At 41.8% G+C, this 17,171-nt stretch carries 19 protein-coding genes; 5 read left to right on the top strand and 14 right to left on the bottom strand.

Annotated elements, in window-relative coordinates; all coding sequences use genetic code 11:
- Positions 1-3 precede the first annotated feature (3 nt).
- Positions 4-1,473, bottom strand: coding sequence for an McrB family protein (locus HC026_RS00700; protein WP_168924049.1), 1,470 nt, complete (start codon positions 1,471-1,473; stop codon positions 4-6).
- Between the two features lie 203 nt (positions 1,474-1,676).
- On the opposite strand from HC026_RS00700, the gene HC026_RS00695 reads away from it, so the two are divergent.
- Both HC026_RS00695 and HC026_RS00690 read left to right on the top strand, forming a co-directional pair.
- The gene (locus HC026_RS00695) at positions 1,677-2,222 is read left to right on the top strand and encodes a hypothetical protein (protein ID WP_168924048.1); all 546 of its coding nucleotides are present in this window, start codon (positions 1,677-1,679) and stop codon (positions 2,220-2,222) included.
- A 485-nt stretch (positions 2,223-2,707) separates the two neighbouring features.
- Positions 2,708-3,208 (top strand): hypothetical protein, encoded by a 501-nt coding sequence (locus tag HC026_RS00690; protein ID WP_168924047.1) that lies wholly within the window; start codon positions 2,708-2,710, stop codon positions 3,206-3,208.
- Between the two features lie 65 nt (positions 3,209-3,273).
- Here HC026_RS00690 and nhaC read toward each other — a convergent pair whose 3' ends face one another.
- The 7 genes from nhaC to HC026_RS13085 form a co-directional block, all read right to left on the bottom strand.
- Entirely contained in the window at positions 3,274-4,710 is a 1,437-nt protein-coding gene (gene nhaC, locus HC026_RS00685) for a Na+/H+ antiporter NhaC (protein WP_168924046.1), read from the bottom strand.
- A gap of 74 nt (positions 4,711-4,784) precedes the next feature.
- The gene (gene tyrP / locus HC026_RS00680; RefSeq protein WP_168924045.1) at positions 4,785-6,212 is read right to left on the bottom strand and encodes a tyrosine-tyramine antiporter; all 1,428 of its coding nucleotides are present in this window, start codon (positions 6,210-6,212) and stop codon (positions 4,785-4,787) included.
- 26 nt (positions 6,213-6,238) lie between these two features.
- Entirely contained in the window at positions 6,239-8,131 is a 1,893-nt protein-coding gene (tdc, locus tag HC026_RS00675; RefSeq protein WP_168924044.1) for a tyrosine decarboxylase, read from the bottom strand.
- A 206-nt stretch (positions 8,132-8,337) separates the two neighbouring features.
- Positions 8,338-9,591, bottom strand: coding sequence for a tyrosine--tRNA ligase (gene tyrS / locus HC026_RS00670; protein ID WP_168924043.1), 1,254 nt, complete (start codon positions 9,589-9,591; stop codon positions 8,338-8,340).
- Between the two features lie 134 nt (positions 9,592-9,725).
- Positions 9,726-9,974: a helix-turn-helix domain-containing protein gene (locus HC026_RS00665; protein WP_168924042.1), complete on the bottom strand. Its 249-nt coding sequence runs from the start codon at positions 9,972-9,974 to the stop codon at positions 9,726-9,728.
- A gap of 19 nt (positions 9,975-9,993) precedes the next feature.
- Entirely contained in the window at positions 9,994-10,242 is a 249-nt protein-coding gene (locus HC026_RS00660) for a hypothetical protein (RefSeq protein WP_168924041.1), read from the bottom strand.
- Between the two features lie 76 nt (positions 10,243-10,318).
- The gene (locus tag HC026_RS13085; protein WP_168924040.1) at positions 10,319-10,438 is read right to left on the bottom strand and encodes a TFIIB-type zinc ribbon-containing protein; all 120 of its coding nucleotides are present in this window, start codon (positions 10,436-10,438) and stop codon (positions 10,319-10,321) included.
- Between the two features lie 497 nt (positions 10,439-10,935).
- Here HC026_RS13085 and HC026_RS00650 point away from each other — a divergent pair, with 497 nt between their 5' ends.
- The 3 genes from HC026_RS00650 to recA all read left to right on the top strand — a co-directional run bounded on the left by HC026_RS00650 (position 10,936) and on the right by recA (position 13,284).
- The gene (locus HC026_RS00650) at positions 10,936-11,442 is read left to right on the top strand and encodes a DUF2798 domain-containing protein (protein ID WP_168924039.1); all 507 of its coding nucleotides are present in this window, start codon (positions 10,936-10,938) and stop codon (positions 11,440-11,442) included.
- A 166-nt stretch (positions 11,443-11,608) separates the two neighbouring features.
- Complete coding sequence (locus HC026_RS00645; RefSeq protein ID WP_168924038.1) at positions 11,609-12,013, top strand: hypothetical protein; 405 nt, start codon at positions 11,609-11,611, stop codon at positions 12,011-12,013.
- A 191-nt stretch (positions 12,014-12,204) separates the two neighbouring features.
- The gene (gene recA / locus HC026_RS00640) at positions 12,205-13,284 is read left to right on the top strand and encodes a recombinase RecA (RefSeq protein WP_232843545.1); all 1,080 of its coding nucleotides are present in this window, start codon (positions 12,205-12,207) and stop codon (positions 13,282-13,284) included.
- Positions 13,285-13,404: 120 nt separating this feature from the next.
- Here the strand turns inward: recA and HC026_RS00635 are convergent, their stop codons facing one another.
- The 6 genes from HC026_RS00635 to HC026_RS00610 all read right to left on the bottom strand — a co-directional run bounded on the left by HC026_RS00635 (position 13,405) and on the right by HC026_RS00610 (position 17,157).
- On the bottom strand, positions 13,405-13,827 hold the full coding sequence (locus tag HC026_RS00635) for a hypothetical protein (RefSeq protein ID WP_168924036.1): 423 nt from the start codon (positions 13,825-13,827) through the stop codon (positions 13,405-13,407).
- Between the two features lie 23 nt (positions 13,828-13,850).
- Positions 13,851-14,201, bottom strand: a complete 351-nt coding sequence (locus HC026_RS00630; RefSeq protein WP_168924035.1) for a hypothetical protein — start codon at positions 14,199-14,201, stop codon at positions 13,851-13,853.
- A 79-nt stretch (positions 14,202-14,280) separates the two neighbouring features.
- Complete coding sequence (locus tag HC026_RS00625) at positions 14,281-14,727, bottom strand: hypothetical protein (RefSeq protein ID WP_168924034.1); 447 nt, start codon at positions 14,725-14,727, stop codon at positions 14,281-14,283.
- A 276-nt stretch (positions 14,728-15,003) separates the two neighbouring features.
- Positions 15,004-15,774 (bottom strand): acetoin reductase, encoded by a 771-nt coding sequence (locus HC026_RS00620; RefSeq protein WP_168924033.1) that lies wholly within the window; start codon positions 15,772-15,774, stop codon positions 15,004-15,006.
- Between the two features lie 21 nt (positions 15,775-15,795).
- A complete protein-coding gene (locus tag HC026_RS00615) occupies positions 15,796-16,269 on the bottom strand; it encodes an S-ribosylhomocysteine lyase (RefSeq protein WP_168924032.1) in 474 nt (157 codons plus the stop codon).
- 27 nt (positions 16,270-16,296) lie between these two features.
- Positions 16,297-17,157: a MetQ/NlpA family ABC transporter substrate-binding protein gene (locus HC026_RS00610; RefSeq protein ID WP_168924031.1), complete on the bottom strand. Its 861-nt coding sequence runs from the start codon at positions 17,155-17,157 to the stop codon at positions 16,297-16,299.
- Positions 17,158-17,171 lie beyond the last annotated feature (14 nt).

The following is a 17,171-nucleotide window of genomic DNA, read 5'->3' as shown; positions in this document are numbered from 1 at the left end:
CTCCTAAATAAACAATGTCTGATTTAGTTCATCGACAAAGTACTGATTCAAGGCATCTTTTGCTTGCGTCATTAACCCATTCTCAAGGTACTCACGAATAAGAGGAAGAAGTTCATATTGCATGCGGTCGTTCATCAGAGCATTCGCATTTTCGGAATCAGTCAGATAGTAGGCTTGTCCTGGTTCTAGCATTAATTCCTCGCTAGTTGCGTACGTTTGAAAGATGCGGTCCATTGCTTCAAACTGTTTTGCATGAAAAGTCTGGTTGCCAGCTGGTTTAAGAGCATGCGGCTGCATCGTGTACCAGGCAAACCGACGTCGTAAGGCAAAATCAACTACTGCCAAGGATCGGTCAGCCGTATTCATAGTTGCAATAACATACAGATTGGAAGGTAAGGCTTCAATACTAATTGGATTCTGTGGGTCACCGAGCTGTACTTTAGCTCTACGCTCACCAGCTTGCTTTTCAAATAGATAGAATGCTTCGCCTAAAACGTTACTTAAATTAGCTCGGTTGATTTCGTCAATCATCAATAGAACCTTCTGACTATCGTTTTCCTTTGCTGCACGAATCGCTTTTAATAGTGGACCTTCAAAGTACTGATAACTTAATTGACCATTATTAGTAATTGGCCGGTAACCACCCACAAAATCAGAGTAGGTTGTTTCAGCATGAAATTGAGTAAAATACGGTTTGTAATTTTCACTCAATTTGCTCATTAAATAGGTTTTTCCAGTGCCAGGGGCCCCTTGAAGGACGACATATTGACGATGTTTCAATAATTGTTGAATATAAGCTGACACATCTTGGCTGCCATCATGATCACCATCAACTGCCCTAATAAACTTATTAGCTATTTTAGTCTCACCCTTGTTTGACCATTGCCGTAATTCAGCATAAATTGCAACAACCGCTTTGAAGATTAGCCAAAAGTCTTCCTGATTATTTGATTGATCACGGATTTCTTCTGTCAACTCAGGCTTTTTTGCGAATGCTACAAACAAGTCTTGGGGATGTGAGTCGATATTATCGGCTTTGTATTCTTTTTCGAGATCTTTTAATTGTCGTTTGGGTGCATCATCACCGTATTCCAAGGAGCAAAACGACTTAATGTCAGCCTCTTGATTCTGAGAATAACTAATAATGTTCCTTTGCAAATTTAGAAATCGGCGTCGGGTTCCTGGCAAGGTTGCTAATTGATAGTCATCACCAAAACCTTCGTTACCAATATCTAGAGAAATTCGATAGTGGTTCTCTCCAGGATTCACTTTGATTGATAGTCCTGAGTAACGGCCACTAACTGCCTGATCACTGCGAATAAAGGAAATGAACCCGAACCCTTGCTCACCCTTTGTTAAGCTATCACTTACATTCTTACGAGTAATATATAACTTATCTCTGGAACCATCTTTGCCTCCAACCATGTTCAAAACATTTTCCAACTCTTCCACGAACGTTTCCTTTAAAGACATATTTAAAGCCCCTCTATAGTTAGTAATGTCATTATATTATGAATCCAATGCCATATGTTGCTTACTGAGCAAATTTACGCGTTTCACTCGTAAAAATTAGGTTTACTCTGCCGAATACAAATATCAACAATGTACCCTGACTTGATATGGCTTTATAACTCTTTTAAGAGTAATCTTTTTAAATAAAGGGGAGGTTCACTTGAATGTTAAATAGAAAACTCATCGGTTTCATATTAGGGACTATTGCCGTATTAAGTTTATCGGTGGCAATCCTGCCCACCCATGTATCAGCCAAAACAACTTTGAAGTCATTTCCAACATCACTTCATCGAACCTGGTATCATTATGACGGCCATGGCAGATATGATACGCTGCATTTTTCGGCAAAGAAATTTCACTATTCCGAGTATTATGACCACAAGTGGTATCATGGTACTTCAACATTACATTATCGAAACGATAGCATAAACTCAAAAAAGCCAAAAACTCATCTTTCTTGGCTGGTTGGCCATATTTACCATATTGGCAAGGCCACTTGGACTAATACAAGGGGCTGGAACCAAACAGCGGGTGATGGCACTTCATACAAAATTGAAACTAAAACTTATCATCACAAGAAAGTTCGGGTATTAAGCGAAGGCGGCGGTGCAGAGTTCTGGATAGAAAATCACTTCTATACCAGTAAAGGAACTGCCCATAGCTTAGGTAATCATCACTTCTCAGGCGAACATTATTACCCTAAATATTAATTATCACTATTTAAAAGACAGCGTCAAAACTGATACTTCAATCAGCTTTGACGCTGTCCTTTTTTAATTTCCATAGAATATCTCCAAAAGCACTCCATTGTCAAAGGAACCTTAAATCACTCAAATTAATTTCAATTTCATAAATAGGTTTAAATTGAAACCTTTAAACTATTATTAACCCCAAATAACGACTAATAGAGTACTATACATTGTGGCTTTTATCCACAATGTAGTGTCCTCACTCTTGTGAAAATAATTGTTTTCATTCTCTGAATTCAATTAAAATGCTGCTGAGTATTTTCATAAGGATTCTCTTGTTGTTACTAAAAGTACATTGTTTACAAGCAATTGAGTGTAGCGGCGATTTTAAGAATTTTCGTCAAGAAATTAAAAAAATAGTTATTCAGACATTCACATATGAGCTATAATAAGGTTTGCAACATTGTTACTAATTTAACTATTAAATCACTCCTGGAGGGTCCAAATTGAAATCATCAAAAACACTAAAAGGCATTCTGTTAGCTATCGTCACTTGTTCATTTATCGGAGGCATCAGCCTGGTATTACCAGAAAAGTCAACTTCTGCTGAAGCCAATCCCGCTAAAGTTGTTTCTTACTCTAAAGTCAATAATTCTGAGCAGTATCAGGCTGTTGATGGTAATGTTTACAGCAACGCAAAACTGACCAACAAAGTTTATGATGCCAGCAACTTTCAAACTGTGGCTTTAACAGTAACCAAGTCAGCCACAGTCCAGAACCAACAGGGCAAAAAAACGGTTTACTATTACATTTCCAATGACTCTAAAACGATGAGTGGTTGGATCTGGAGTGGCCACTTGTCCGCTCTAAAAAAGACCAACGTCAACGCCATGCTTAAGACTATCAATCAACCTAATAAGAAATCACAGCATGTTAATATGAATGTGGTTAATCACCGGGTTGGTTCCGATGGCAATTTTGTTGGCATGGGCTACACAAAATTATAATTTAAATTCAATCAAAATTTCACGATAAAAAACACTTCTAATATAGAAGTGTTTTTTCTTGCTCTTTAACTGAAATTGGCCTTCGTCTCGCCATTAGTACCTGTGTGGCGCTTCTTAAACCGTTTAGTAGTCCAAGTCACTACTGTAAACCCAAGAATGATGGTCATTAAAGGATTCAAATAAGGATAAAAGGCATAGCCAATGTACTGAAACGCACTCACGCCCAGAGTGGCTGAGCAGAAGATGCCGCTGACACCCCACGGCACCAGTGCGTTAATATCGGCACCACCCGTAGCCAAGGTTCTGGAGAGATATTTCTTATCAACCTGCAAGTTATCATAGGATTTTTTGAAAGTCTCGCCTGGCAAAATAATCGAAAGATACTGCTCCCCTACCAAGAGATTGACGGCAATCGAACCGGTTAAAGTAGCTAGAATCAACCGGCCAGGGGTGCTGATCAGGCTCCGCATGCTATTAATCAACACTTCAATGATACCGAATTTAATCAGTAAACCTCCAAGTGACAGTGCCAAAATAATCAGCGCAACAGAACTCAGCATATTCGTAATGCCACCACCGCTCATTAACCGATTGATAACCGTATTGGAGCTGGCAACATGGTTACCATTCATCAACAAATCACCAATTTGAGCGAATGTGAAAGAGCGGTCCTGAAACATCGCTAATACAATGGCTGTTAGGGATCCCAATAATAAAGTCGGAATAGCTGGAACCTTTCGCCAAGCTAAAATCAATAGCACAAAGACTGGTAAAAAAGTCATCAGTGAGATATGATAGGCGGTCATTAGCTGAGAAGAAATCGAATTAACCGCGCTGAGATCAGCATTTTTAGCTGAGTGTAGTCCAATCGTGGTGAATGCCACTAGCGCGATCGTCGCAGCAGGAATAACCGTCAAACTCATGTTTTTCAAATGGGTATACAAGTTAACCTTCGCGATACCCGTGGTCAGATTTGATGTATCCGATAACGGCGACATATTGTTGCCCAGAAACGCACCCGAGACGACCGCGCCAGCAATAACCGGTGCAGCAAATCCCAGCACATGACCAATCCCCATAAAGGCAATTCCAATGGTGGAAACGGTCGTGAATGAGCTGCCAACTGTAATCCCGATAATGCTACAAATCACAAAAACGGTTGGTAAGAATAATTGCACAGAAATTAATTTCAAACCAATAAACATCATCCCGGCAATCGTACCGGCCTTTAACCAGCTGGCAACTAAAATTCCAATCATCAAAAAGATTAAGATGGGAATGATTCCAGGAGCAACTCCCTCAGAAACCCCGTCAAAAATCTCATCCCAGGAAAATTTCTTAAAGTGTCCGTAGAACAAAACCAGCGTAAAAACAAACAGGATCGGAATCTGCGGCGACATATCAAATTTAATGATCATCACGCCTAAAATCGTAAACATGGCTAACATGACAACCAGGCTTTCTCCCAAACTAAACCTTGCTGCTTTATTAGAAGAATCCATTTTCATCGGCCCTCTTTCAAAATAAAAACAGGAACCTATCAACAGATAAGTTCCTGTTCGACATTCCAGCCAACCTAGAAGTTATTCGTCGATTGTAAATCAGCTTGAACTTGAATCATCCATTCCTTATTTTTGTTGCGATCAATAATGAGTGGGATGATGAACAAAATGAGCGTGATTGCGATAACGAAAATCGATTGCAGTAGATCTGAAGCCAGGAAGGTTGCTGCAATAATGACCACAATCCCGAAAATCAAGGCGTAGGCAACTGTGTAGGCTAATGCATTACCAGTTTTACCTAATCGATATGGTCGTTCTAAGTCAGGTTGCGTTTGTCGTAACTTGATCAGCGCGATGGCAATCAAAATATAAACCAGGGCGTAGATCACGGTTGTTGCATTCGTTAACGTCAGGAAGACGTTGTTAACGTTCTTCATCACACCGTAAAGCAGTGCGAACAGTGAGATGCAGATACTTTGAGTTAACACAACGTTGCGTGAGACACCGTACTTATTTACCTTGTGATAACCAAAGCTGGCAGGTAACTGACCGTCCCGGGCAACTTGTGTCATTGTCTTGGATGGCCCGGTTACCCAGGCAGATAATTGAATCAAAACCCCAATAACCACCATGAAACTGAAGATGTTGGCAATAATCGTTGGCCAACCGAGAATCTGGCACCATAGCAGAATTGGCTGCGTGATGTTTGATAATTGGATTTGACCATTTGGTACCGCATTGGCTACTAAGATTCCGTTCAGAATGTTCATCAAAATTAAGCCAACTAAGGCAACGAAAATACCGCGCGTATAAGTTTTCTTAGCATCGTGCAGCCGAGGAATAAATACCGACGACATTTCGATACCGGTGTAGATGAATGAAATAGCAGCGAAGTACTGTAACGTCTGTAAATTACCCAAGTTGGGAATTAACTTTGAAACTGAGAACGTTCCGAGGTAACTGGCAGGATCAATGCCTTCCTTGAACAGTGCTGCAATCCCCATGACCAGCATGATCACGATAGGAATATAGACCCCTAACCAGACCCCAACGTTTCCGCCGACTTTCGCCATATCATACCGTAAATTCAAAACGGTGATCAGCCAGTAGAATCCGAGGATATTAGCTAAAATGAACCAGTGGTTGTTGCCCAGTGGTACGTTACCAAAGGTGTTCCCCCACAGCGGTCCAATGGTCGAGGCCACCATCACCATTCCGGGAAACATTTGAACCCACAGGAGCCAGGCAGTAACAAAACCCCATTTTTCGCCTAGAGCTGTTTTGACCCACAGTTGAGGGCCACCATCAGCCTGGAGCATTGTTCCCAATTCCCCAGAAATCAGAGCAACTGGTAGTGCAAAGAACAAAACTGCAAAAATCATATAGGTAATCTGAGACCAACCGGTAGCAGCCACAGATGGTATTGAACGCACTGTCGCGCATAGGGCCATTGTCATTCCGATAAAGGTACCTAGGCCCAATTTGGTTGCTTGTTTATTCATGGTAACTTCCTTCCGTCCGCTTTATTTCACTGTTGTGCTGAAGATAATTGCTTGGTTGTTTCTGCCACGAAGATGTTTTGAAGATATTCTTTCATGGCAACTTTGATTTTTGGCACAAAGTAATCAAAGTTTTCTTGGCGATTCATGTAAGGCGTCATGACTGAGGCCCGAATCACCGTTACTTTACCAACGTTATTCCAGTCAGCCTCGCTAATACCCAAGCTCTTTACAAATGGCAATGGGCTATCACCGTAATCTGGGTTGGCAAAGTCAGTATGGGAAACGATGTATTCTTTGCTGTAGAGGGTTCCCTTGACGTATGAGGCTTGCTCGTAAAATTGGTGGTTCAGCTTATTCATGTCAGCTAAACTGTCGTTACCCTTTTCCTTGAGGACGTAATCCACCATGTTGAAATCAGGGTTGACGAGTGGATGAACTTCAATCGTCTTGTCATTGATCTTGAAGCTCAAGTCTTTCAGGAAATCGTAGTAACGGTGGGCACCTTCTAGAGAAGCACCCTCTAATTTACCGTAACCCGTTACGTTCAATGGCAACGTGTGATGTGCAGCCCAAACAGCTGCGGCAGTTGCACCAGCTTTTGAACCTTCGAGAATGTAGGCACCTAACAACGCTGGAATATCGGCACCCTTTTCAAAGACGTAGGTTGCAAAGTATGAAATCGTATCGCGCATGGCGACGTCCTTAATCGCAATCCCACCAGCGGCGTACGGGACATAGCCCATCTTGTGAGGATCAATCGTAATCGATTCAGCCTCAGTGAAGGACTTATAGGCGTTATAGACGTCTTCTTTGATATAGTCTTTTGATTCAGTGAACACGTGATTCTTGGCGTGAAGTTCTTTTAATTGGTCAAATGGCACGAAGTTATTGTCTTCATCCAGGAAGATGGTTCTGAAGTAGCCGCCGTATGCAGCATCCACGTGGAGGTAGAAGTAAATCCCCTCTTTTTGCAGCTTGTGTCGAAGTTCAACAATCTTGTCGATTTGATCAACGGCACCTTCTTCAGTCGAACCGGCAACACCAACGACACCTAAGATAGGCGTGTGGTCTGAGGTCAAGCTGCGAATGATTTGTTCGAGTTGATCAATATCCATCCGATAATTTTCATCGATTGGCACTGGAACAACTTGATCAAGACCGATTCCGATAATATCAGCGGCCTTCATCCATGAGTAATGCTTGGTTTGAGGCACTAACCACTTGCCGAGTTTTTGTAAATTCTTACCGCTACGAGCTGACTTAGCCTTTAATTCGTCTAGTTTTTCACCGGACTTTTCAACCAGTTTCATGATTTCGTCAGTTGGCATATTAAGCAGTTCCCAATCGGACTTGCCCTTGACTAATTCTGGTGTGACCTCTTTCATCGCCAATGGCAGCGATTTAATGTTCCGGGCATACCAAAGGCCTTCGAGGTTAGCCAATGAGCCATCGGCTACGATGTGGCCCCAGCCGTTCTTGTAACCCATCATGGTTGCAAATTCATTACCGACTTCTTCTTCCATCTGCGAAGTAGCAGGCGATGATTCATAGGCCACGTTGTTTCCGTTCCAAAGCATCGCGTAATCGTAAGCCAATAATGCTGGCATCAAAGTTTCAGAGTTCATGTGGCCCCAGTAACGACCAGCTGAGTGCCAAGGCACTGATTCAGTCCGAATTCGGTTGGACACGTCATCCAGTACTTTGCGCATGCGGTTGACCGTATCTTGAAATTCGGGAGATTGTTGTTCTTCAGGTGAAATCATGTTTTTATCCTGAGGAATGTAATTCTTCCGCCAGCCTAAGTGTTCATCGACCAGTTTGTTCAGCAATTCCTTGTATAAATCACCATTTTCAGCCTTGTCTCCAATGAACAGGGCGTCCAAATTTAGATCGTTAATCTTCGAATCTGTGATTTCCATGGTAACAGCCTCCAAGTTGTGTATTTATTTTCAAGTTGAGAATACGCTTTCACAAATACCCTGTAAAGGGCATTTATGTTATATATATCGCATATGATATTTCACATTTCCTTGCAATAATCTCCTGAAACAGCACGAAAAAAGGCAATAACCGGTATCGGTTATTGCCTTTTGCTTTTGTTAAATTAATTAAAAACTAATTTTCATTAACGCACTTTTGCGAGGAAATAATTCTTTTTTCCACGTCGAATAATCACGAATTTACCGTCAAATTGCGCGCTCGGATCCACTTCAAAATCGGTCTCTTGAATCCGGTCACCGTTGATCGTAATGGCGCCATTAGTCACGTCTTCCCGTGCTTGACGCTTGGACGGTTCAATCTCCGTTTCAACCAGCAGATTCACAATGTTCTTGGGTTCGCTGGCAATCGACACACTTGGGGCTTTGCCAAATGCATCTTGTACCTCAGATGCAGACAGTTCTTTCACATTGCCAGAAAACAGGATGTTGGTAATTTTTTGGGCAGTCTCGAGTGCTTCTTGACCATGAACAAACTTCGTCACTTCTTCAGCAAGTCTAGTTTGTGCCAAGCGCTTTTCAGGTTCATTTTTAACACTCTGTTCCAGTTCAGCAATTTCATCCTGATCCAGGAAGGTAAAGTACTTCAGGTATTTGACAACATCCCGGTCATCTTGGTTAAGCCAGAATTGGTAAAATTCGTATGGCGAAGTCTTTTCAGGATCGAGCCAAATTGCCCCACCAGCGGTTTTACCAAACTTAGTCCCATCAGCCTTAAGCATTAACGGAATCGTTAGTCCGTAGACCTTTTCATCCGCGCCATCAATTTTGTGAATCAAGTCAATTCCACTGGTAATATTACCCCACTGGTCCGCACCACCAATTTGCAACTGGATATCATGTTCGTGATGCAAGGTCAGGAAATCGACAGATTGAAGAATTTGGTACGTAAATTCGGTAAAAGAAATACCAACATCGAGGCGACTAGCGACAATGTCTTTAGCCAACATGGTGTTGATATTCACTAATTTCCCGTAATCACGCAGAAAATCGAGTAATGAAATTTTTGAAAGCCAATCGTAATTATTAACAAACGAAATATTCGAACTGCCACCAAATAATTTTTGCATCTGGTGTGTTAATGCTTTAACGTTGGCCTGCACGGTTTCCATGGTTTGCAACTGCCGCTCTGACTTACGTCCACTTGGATCGCCAATACTGCCAGTTGCACCACCGATGAGAATATATGGATGATGACCGGCAAGTTCGAAGCGTTTCATCATCATGAACGGAATCAGGTGACCAATGTGCATGCTGTCACCCGTTGGATCAACACCGCAATACAGCGAGATACTCTTGTTTTCAGTCAACTCTTTGAGTCCCTCGGCATCGGTCTGCTGGTTGATTGCACCCCGCCAAGTTAACTCATCAATGATATTCATGTCCTCTACCTCCAAAAAATTTCTTGAATTTCGGACATAAACATAAGCCAGTAATGTAAACGGTGTCAACATAGTGATCATCTAATCCTGTACTAATGTTCTAATTTTAGTCTGCTACTCTTTCATAATTAAGTTTAGGCAGTTCGGTTAGTCTTTGGCAAAAATTCATGTTCATCATTAGCGGCTTCTTCCTCGGTTAATCCGGTCACAACTTCCATGCCTTCCCGAGTGACAACGAGCTGCTTGCCAAACTTTCTAATTGTGCCTTCCGGAAACTTCCAGGGTGTTTTCCGATAAGCCTGGCGCACGTAATCATCCGCTTTATGCCAACGTTTGGCAGCCTCACTGGATGACATAATATCACGGTTATTTAAATCAAACATTTCATCACCTACATTTTGATTATCTTTCTTTGTATTCGGTATCTGCACCCTTTTGAATAGCAAGAATTAAACTCTTGGACGTTTTCCAAAGACCAATTGCAATGCTTGCCATCATAATCAAAATCAAAGTTCCTGAAATGCTATCTACGTTTGACCAACTTGAATTAATCATTATAATAAACAACGGTGAAAGCATAACTAGTGTGACAATGATTCTGGTTACTGTCGCTTTGAGAGCTTGATGTGGTTTTACTTTGGTATTTTCCATATACTTATACCTCCTGTGCTATATTGCAAGTCCACTACCGCCATAGTTGACTTGCTGATTGACTAAGTTTCACGACTTAACGGCCACTGTTAATTACATGACCGCATTCTGCACAAATAATTTCGCCATTGTTATGTTTCTCAAAAACAATGTCCCCGCATTCGGGGCAGTGAATAGTAATATCGCTAGACTTCATGATCTACACCACCTTTTATGTTTTCATCAAGGTACAAAAAAACGTCCCTTCATTATCTCTAATGAAGGGACGTTTTTTAACGCGGTACCACCCTAGTTCAAGGTGTTAAACACCTCACACTCTCTCCCATATATCGGTGGGCAACCGTGTCCTAACTCTTTAGTATTTCGCAATATTACCCTGCATAGTTTTCACCAACCACTATTTCTCTGATCCCTGAGGTAATATTCCTACTCACGAAAAGGTTAAAGATTACGACCTTTGATGTTGATATCACATTATCACGCAATAAATTAATTGTCAAATAATGTTCACATAATTATTCTTGAAATTTAACTTGGCTCATTTTCCACTCATTTAAGATGATGAAAAATAAAAAAATATTTCACTCAACCGCTTCCAATTCTGTAATCAAAACGTAACTTACGAAGCACCCACTCCTTTGGGTATACTAAGCAAATTGTGATTAAACCCCAAGTACAGAAATGGAGAAATACATGCCTCGTAATTTTAAAGAAGAAATTGTTTTTACTGCCATCATGGCTGGATTAATGGTCTTAGTAATGGTTGGCTACAACGTTGTTTTAGCAGAAGGATTCACCAGTAGTTTCCTATTAGATACCCTGTCTGAATATCCAGGAGGACTACTCGTCGCTGTCATCCTTGACCTTTTGGTAGTGGGCAAAATTGCTAAATTTGTTGCATTCAAATACATCATTAACGATTATATGAAGAAGAACGTTTTACTGATTGGCCTCACTATTTCGGTTTTAATGGTATTAGGCATGGTCACCTGCATGTCACTCTTTGGCATCATCATGGCTGGCAACGTTAGTTTTGGCGCCTACGTTCATGCCTGGCTATTCAATGTTGTCATGGCAATACCACTGCAGTTACTGATTGTCGGTCCAATCGCACGATTTGCCTTGGGCAAGATGCAGGCTGCTGCCGATAACGCGGCCGCTCTTCGTAAAAACGTGGAAGAAACTGATCTATCTGAATAGTCATCGGTCTTGTAACTAAATCATATAAACTTCAGAAAGCAATTTTGTAGCGTTAACAACTGCAAAATTGCTTTTTTGCACAACAAAAACATCAATTTGTTTATTCACCATGCGCAATGAGACTATAATGTCTAAGTAACCTTCTTCCGAAAGGGACTTAATGACTATGCAAAATGAATTAAAATATTATCAACGATATCTTCGTTCTTACTGGCGAACCGAAATCTTTAATACGATTATTTTCGTTTTGGCACTGGGTGCGACAGTGGTTAACGGGCTGATTGGCGGCAAGGACCTCGTCTCAGCTTCCGTTTCAAACATTCTCTATATTGGCGTGCTCATTATCATCGGCATCACAATTGTCGTGATGTTTGGTAAAGTAAATCGCCAAAATCGTGCAGTAGCACAATTTAAACAGTTCATGGCAAAGGATGATCAACAGCTATCCGAAAATGATCAATCACTTTTTAATCAATGCAAGCATTACTACCAACGTGGCCGTCAACTCGATAAGCTCAATATGGTGATTGCTTTGGGGGTTGTGTGTGGCTACATTTTGATTAGTATGTAAAAATGAAATCGGCCTCGCAGTCGTTAATCCTGGGACGTCGATTTTTCATCTCCTTGCGTTTGACACCGAAGCGTTGTTCCACATGAAACAATCGTCATCAATTTTACTCTTTTACTTTGTTTATCTGATAAATAAGACTACAATAGTATTATGGTTTAGAACGTATGTTCGAAATAAAGGGGGATTGCCGTATGGCTTTACAATTATTCGAACCCGGTCATTCAGCGCAACGGACAGATTCAAAAGAGCGCAAACAAGCATTGGATCAAACTTTAAAAGCAATCGATAAAAAATTTGGTAAAGGCGCGTTAATGCGCATGGGTGACAAGCCCAATCTTGATATTAAGCGCTTCTCATCTGGCTTACTCTCACTAGATCACGCCATCGGTGGCGGTTATCCGTATGGTCGAATCATGGAACTCTATGGACCAGAATCGTCAGGGAAGACTACTTTGGCTTTAACGGCTGTAGCAGCCCTTCAAAAGGAAAATGGAATTGTTGCCTACATCGATTTTGAAAATGCTTTAGACCCAACCTACGCCAAACATCTTGGCGTGGATCTAGATTCACTATTACTATCTCAACCAGGGACAGCCGAAGATGGCTTTAACATCGCTGACACCCTCGTTAAGAGTGGTGCAGTCGACATGATTGTCTTTGACTCGGTTGCGGCCATGTTGCCAAAAGCTGAAATTGATGGCGAGATTGGTGATAACCACGTGGGCTTACAAGCCCGTTTGATGTCGCAATCCTTACGGGGCCTCACAAGTGTCGCTAATCAGACACAAACTACACTGCTATTCATCAACCAGATCCGTGAAAAAGTTGGCGTGATGTTTGGTAGTCCAGAGGTTACCCCAGGTGGCCGTGCACTAAAATTCTACTCGACCATTCGGCTTGATATTCGTCGTCGTGACAACATCAAAGACGGCCAAGATATCATTGGGACGAACGTCAAAATAAAAGTGACTAAGAATAAGGTTGCCCCACCATTCAAACAAGTTGAAGTCCAAAACTTCTTTGGTAAGGGACTTTCCCATGCGGGCGATCTGCTAACCATCGCGGTTGATAACGATATTGTTCAAAAATCCGGTTCATGGTATTCCTACCAAAACGAACGGCTAGGACAAGGTCAACCTAACGTGATTAATTTCTTGGAAAAGCATCCGGAAATTGAAGATAAGATCGAAAAAGAGATTAAAGACATGTGGAGCGACGAGCAGAAAAATGCTGCGCCGGATAAGGATGATAAAGCCACTGGTGAGCATTAGGAAAATGTCTAGTTATTACACTCACACTCAAAAGGAGCGCCGATCGAATTGATCAGCACTCCTTTTGTGATTCTTTCAAATCAAGAAACACTCTACCTGTCTGCTACTTAATTTAAAATATTAATCATCATAGTTATATTCAGGATTAAAGTGATTCAAAAAATGATAGTACTTAGCCTTACTGACCTTATGATAATAAGCACTGCCAGATTTTATTTTAGTTCTAGCATAATGGTTAATTTTTAAAGTGAAGTAGGTACGACCACCCAGGTCAATATATGAATGAAGATGGTAAATATGATTGCTATAATTAACTTTTCTAACGTGATATCGATAAGAATCAGCCAGCGGTGAGCCGTCAACTACCATGTGCTGAGTAATTTTCATCGAGTCATTAGCTGATTCAGAAATATAATATCCACGAAGTGCGTGCGGAACCGAATGATATGTTGTGTATGCTTCAGCTTTTGATTGTGACGTTACTAAACCGGTTCCTAGTGAAACAACAGCAAGACCCAGCATTGCGCATGATTTTATTTTCAACAGATTATCCTCCTGTTAATTGACTAGTGAATTCCTTGGCGAAACCACTTTGTTCCTGATCCACGTTCCACAGCATAAGTGTAATAGCTATTAGTGTTAAACTTGCCGCTCTCTACTAACCAGTCATAACTAGCTCCATGATGAACTTTTAAATGATAGCCAGGATATACAATCCATTCTCCAACGCTATAACTCTTGTAAAGAGGGTACGTATTATGAATTTTAGCAATTGTAGTAGTTTTACGAACGGTCACCCAATGTGGATGCTCCCAATAGAAAAAACTATGGGCTGATGCTTTTGTCTGAGCAGCTGTCATTCCAACTCCCAATGACAAAACGGCACTTCCTAGCATAGCCAACTTCTTCAGATGCATGAATCAACTCTCCCAAATTCCATTTCAGCTTTTTACGTCGTCAGTATTTGGACACATAACTTGATACAGAAACAGTCACTCAGTACAAATTATCATCATGGTCATTATTATGATACGCCCAGGAATCAAACCAGCCCGCGTCATAGCTGTCATCATAGGAGTCTCCCGAGTAGCCACCACCGCCACCCGTTTTATTGTCAAGCCAGATGAAGAATTTAATCATCAGTATTGGTGTCAAAAGCATGAGTATTATTAAACCAATATCAATCACCCACCACTCGACATACGGCCAGATCCAATTCACAATTTTGATGACGAGTAACGTCGTGCCAATGGTAGCGATCCAGGAATGCTTTTTTCGCTTACTTGTTCGCTGCATCGCTTCCAACTGCTTTTGTGGTGCCACCAGTGGGTGTTTCACTTCAGTCGTTGCCCCAATAACATATTTATAATGCGCTTGTGGGTGGGACGCTGTTCTGGGATACATTTGCGTTGACGGTTTTGCGGATTTTAACTGAACAGTCATTGGTCCCTACTTCTTTCCGATTTTATCTTTACTGGTTTAATTTTACTCTCTTATCTGGGTTGTCACAGGATTAGTTCAAAATAAAACGCTTGATTCAACATATTTTCAATGCCGATCAAGCGTTATTTTGTGTGGATTCTTTTAATTTTACTTTGCCTAAACGTGTTCAACGAGGCAGGGACCTGCATGTAACGAGCTATCACCACAAATCCAAGCCCATGATTTATGGTAATAGCTCGTTACACTCCGGTCCCTAAACGCCTCGTTTCACACTCTCTAATGAAACCTCATTCCGCCATCAACCTGCAAACTTTGCCCCGTCACATAGCCGGCACCCGGACTCACGAACCAGGCGACCACTTCAGCTACATCCGTTGGGGTGGCTTCCCTGCCAATCGCGATTTCGGTTAAGCAATCTGCCTGTTGTTCTGGAATCGTTTTATGCTTAATTGCCGCTGTCTTTTTATCGATGGCATCGCGCATTTTTGTACGAACAATACCAGGATTATAAGCGTTCACAGTAATTTTATCCTTCGCAAATTCCTTGGCCGCAGATTGCGTCAACCCACGGATAGCGAACTTTGATGCAGAATACGCACTTTGTAGCGCTGACGCTTCATACCCTGCCAATGAGGCAGCGTTCACGATTCGACCGCCATGGCCCTGTTCCTTGAATTTCTTACCAGCGGCTTGGATCCCCCAGTAAGTCCCCTTTAAATTCACGTCCAGTAATCGTTCAACATCGGCTGGATTCGAGTCAATGAAGCTATCAATGAAGGCAATTCCAGCATTATTAACGTAGACGGCCAGCTCCCCTAAATCTTCGACCGCTGCGTCAACTAAATCAAACACCTCATCACGGTGAGCAACATCCACGTGATAGGCTTTTGCGCTAGCGCCCTCGCTCTGCAGATCCTGAGCAACTTTGGCAGCAGTGGTGTCATTAATATCAGCTACGGCGATAGCGTAGCCTTCCTTTGCTAGCCGATGGGCGATACCTTCACCGATACCCTGACCTGAACCAGTCACAATTGCTAATTTTGCCATTTTGACAACCTCCTGTTTGACCTAGACTGTATGTCGTTCAAATGGATCGTCACTGATACCCTTTTCCAGAATATCGCGAGACCACTGTTTTGCTGAGAAGAGCGAGTGATCACGGTAGTTACCGCAACTGTACTTGTCAGTTCCCTGAACATCTTTCCATTCAATCTTGTTAGCAATGTCGTCTAATGAACCCTTCAAGGCCTCAGCAACTTCAGTCGTTGAATGCTGACCCCAGGTGATTAAATGAAAGCCGGTCCGGCAGCCAAATGGTGAACAGTCAATCACACCGTCTAAACGGTCACGCAGCAAACCAGCCAACAAATGTTCAATGGTGTGTAACCCTGCAGTTGGAATGGCATTTTCATTAGGTTGAACCAATCGTAAATCGTAGTTGCTAATAATGTCACCCTTAGTCCCGTGTTCCTCAGTAATCAAACGAACGTATGGTGCTTTAACCTTTGTGTGATCCAATGTAAAACTTTCAACTTTAGCCATAATTAACGATCTCCTTTATATTGTCTGTTATTTCAAATAACTCAGTGGTTTGTTAACTTCAATCTTGGTGCCGTAATACTTATCCTTGATGTACTTTTGGATATCTTTCTTGTGATACAGTTTGACCAGCTTCTTGTAGTTGGCGTTGTTCTTGTTTTTCTCGGAAGTGGCCAGAATGTTGATGTTGTCCTTGGTAGATTGATCAACTTTTTCGTGATAAATGGAATCAGTCAAAACGTGCAAATGACCTTCCAATGCCACTGTGTTAGAAATCAGCACGGCATCCACATCGTTGATAACACGAGGACCAGTCGTATCATCAATCTGCTTGAACTTAAAGTTCTTTGGGTTGCTCTTAATATCCTTGATCGTACCAACGTAGCCGAAGTCCTTATCCAAGGTGATCAAACCGGCCTTTTGTAAGAGAATTAAACCACGAGCTGCTTGCGATGGGTTGTTTGCAATCGCGATCGTTGCACCAGCTGGAATATCCTTGACGTTCTTATATTTCTTAGAATACAGGCCCATGGGTTCCATGTAAGTGGTCCCCAAGGCTGTCAGCTTGTTGGACTTATTCTGCTGGTTATAGGTTAGATAGTATGACCATGATTGAAAGGCGTTAACATCCACGTCGCCATCAGCGGTTGCCTTATTGAGTTGAACACCATCGGCGATATTTTTCACCTTAATCTTCAGGCCTAATTTCTTGGCGTCATCTGTCTTGGCAATGTGCTTCCAGATATCAATATCGGAACCCTCTGAACCAATCAAAATATTGCTGGATTTACTCTTATTAGCTGCCTGTGAACTGGAAACACTATGAATTCCAAATCCAGCTAACACCACAACAACCACAATTCCAATTAACCAATATGCACTTTTCTTCATTCTCCATCACTCCT

Source organism: Secundilactobacillus angelensis, from assembly GCF_012641075.1.
Classification (GTDB): domain Bacteria; phylum Bacillota; class Bacilli; order Lactobacillales; family Lactobacillaceae; genus Secundilactobacillus; species Secundilactobacillus angelensis.
This window is presented reverse-complemented; position numbering and strand designations above follow the sequence as displayed.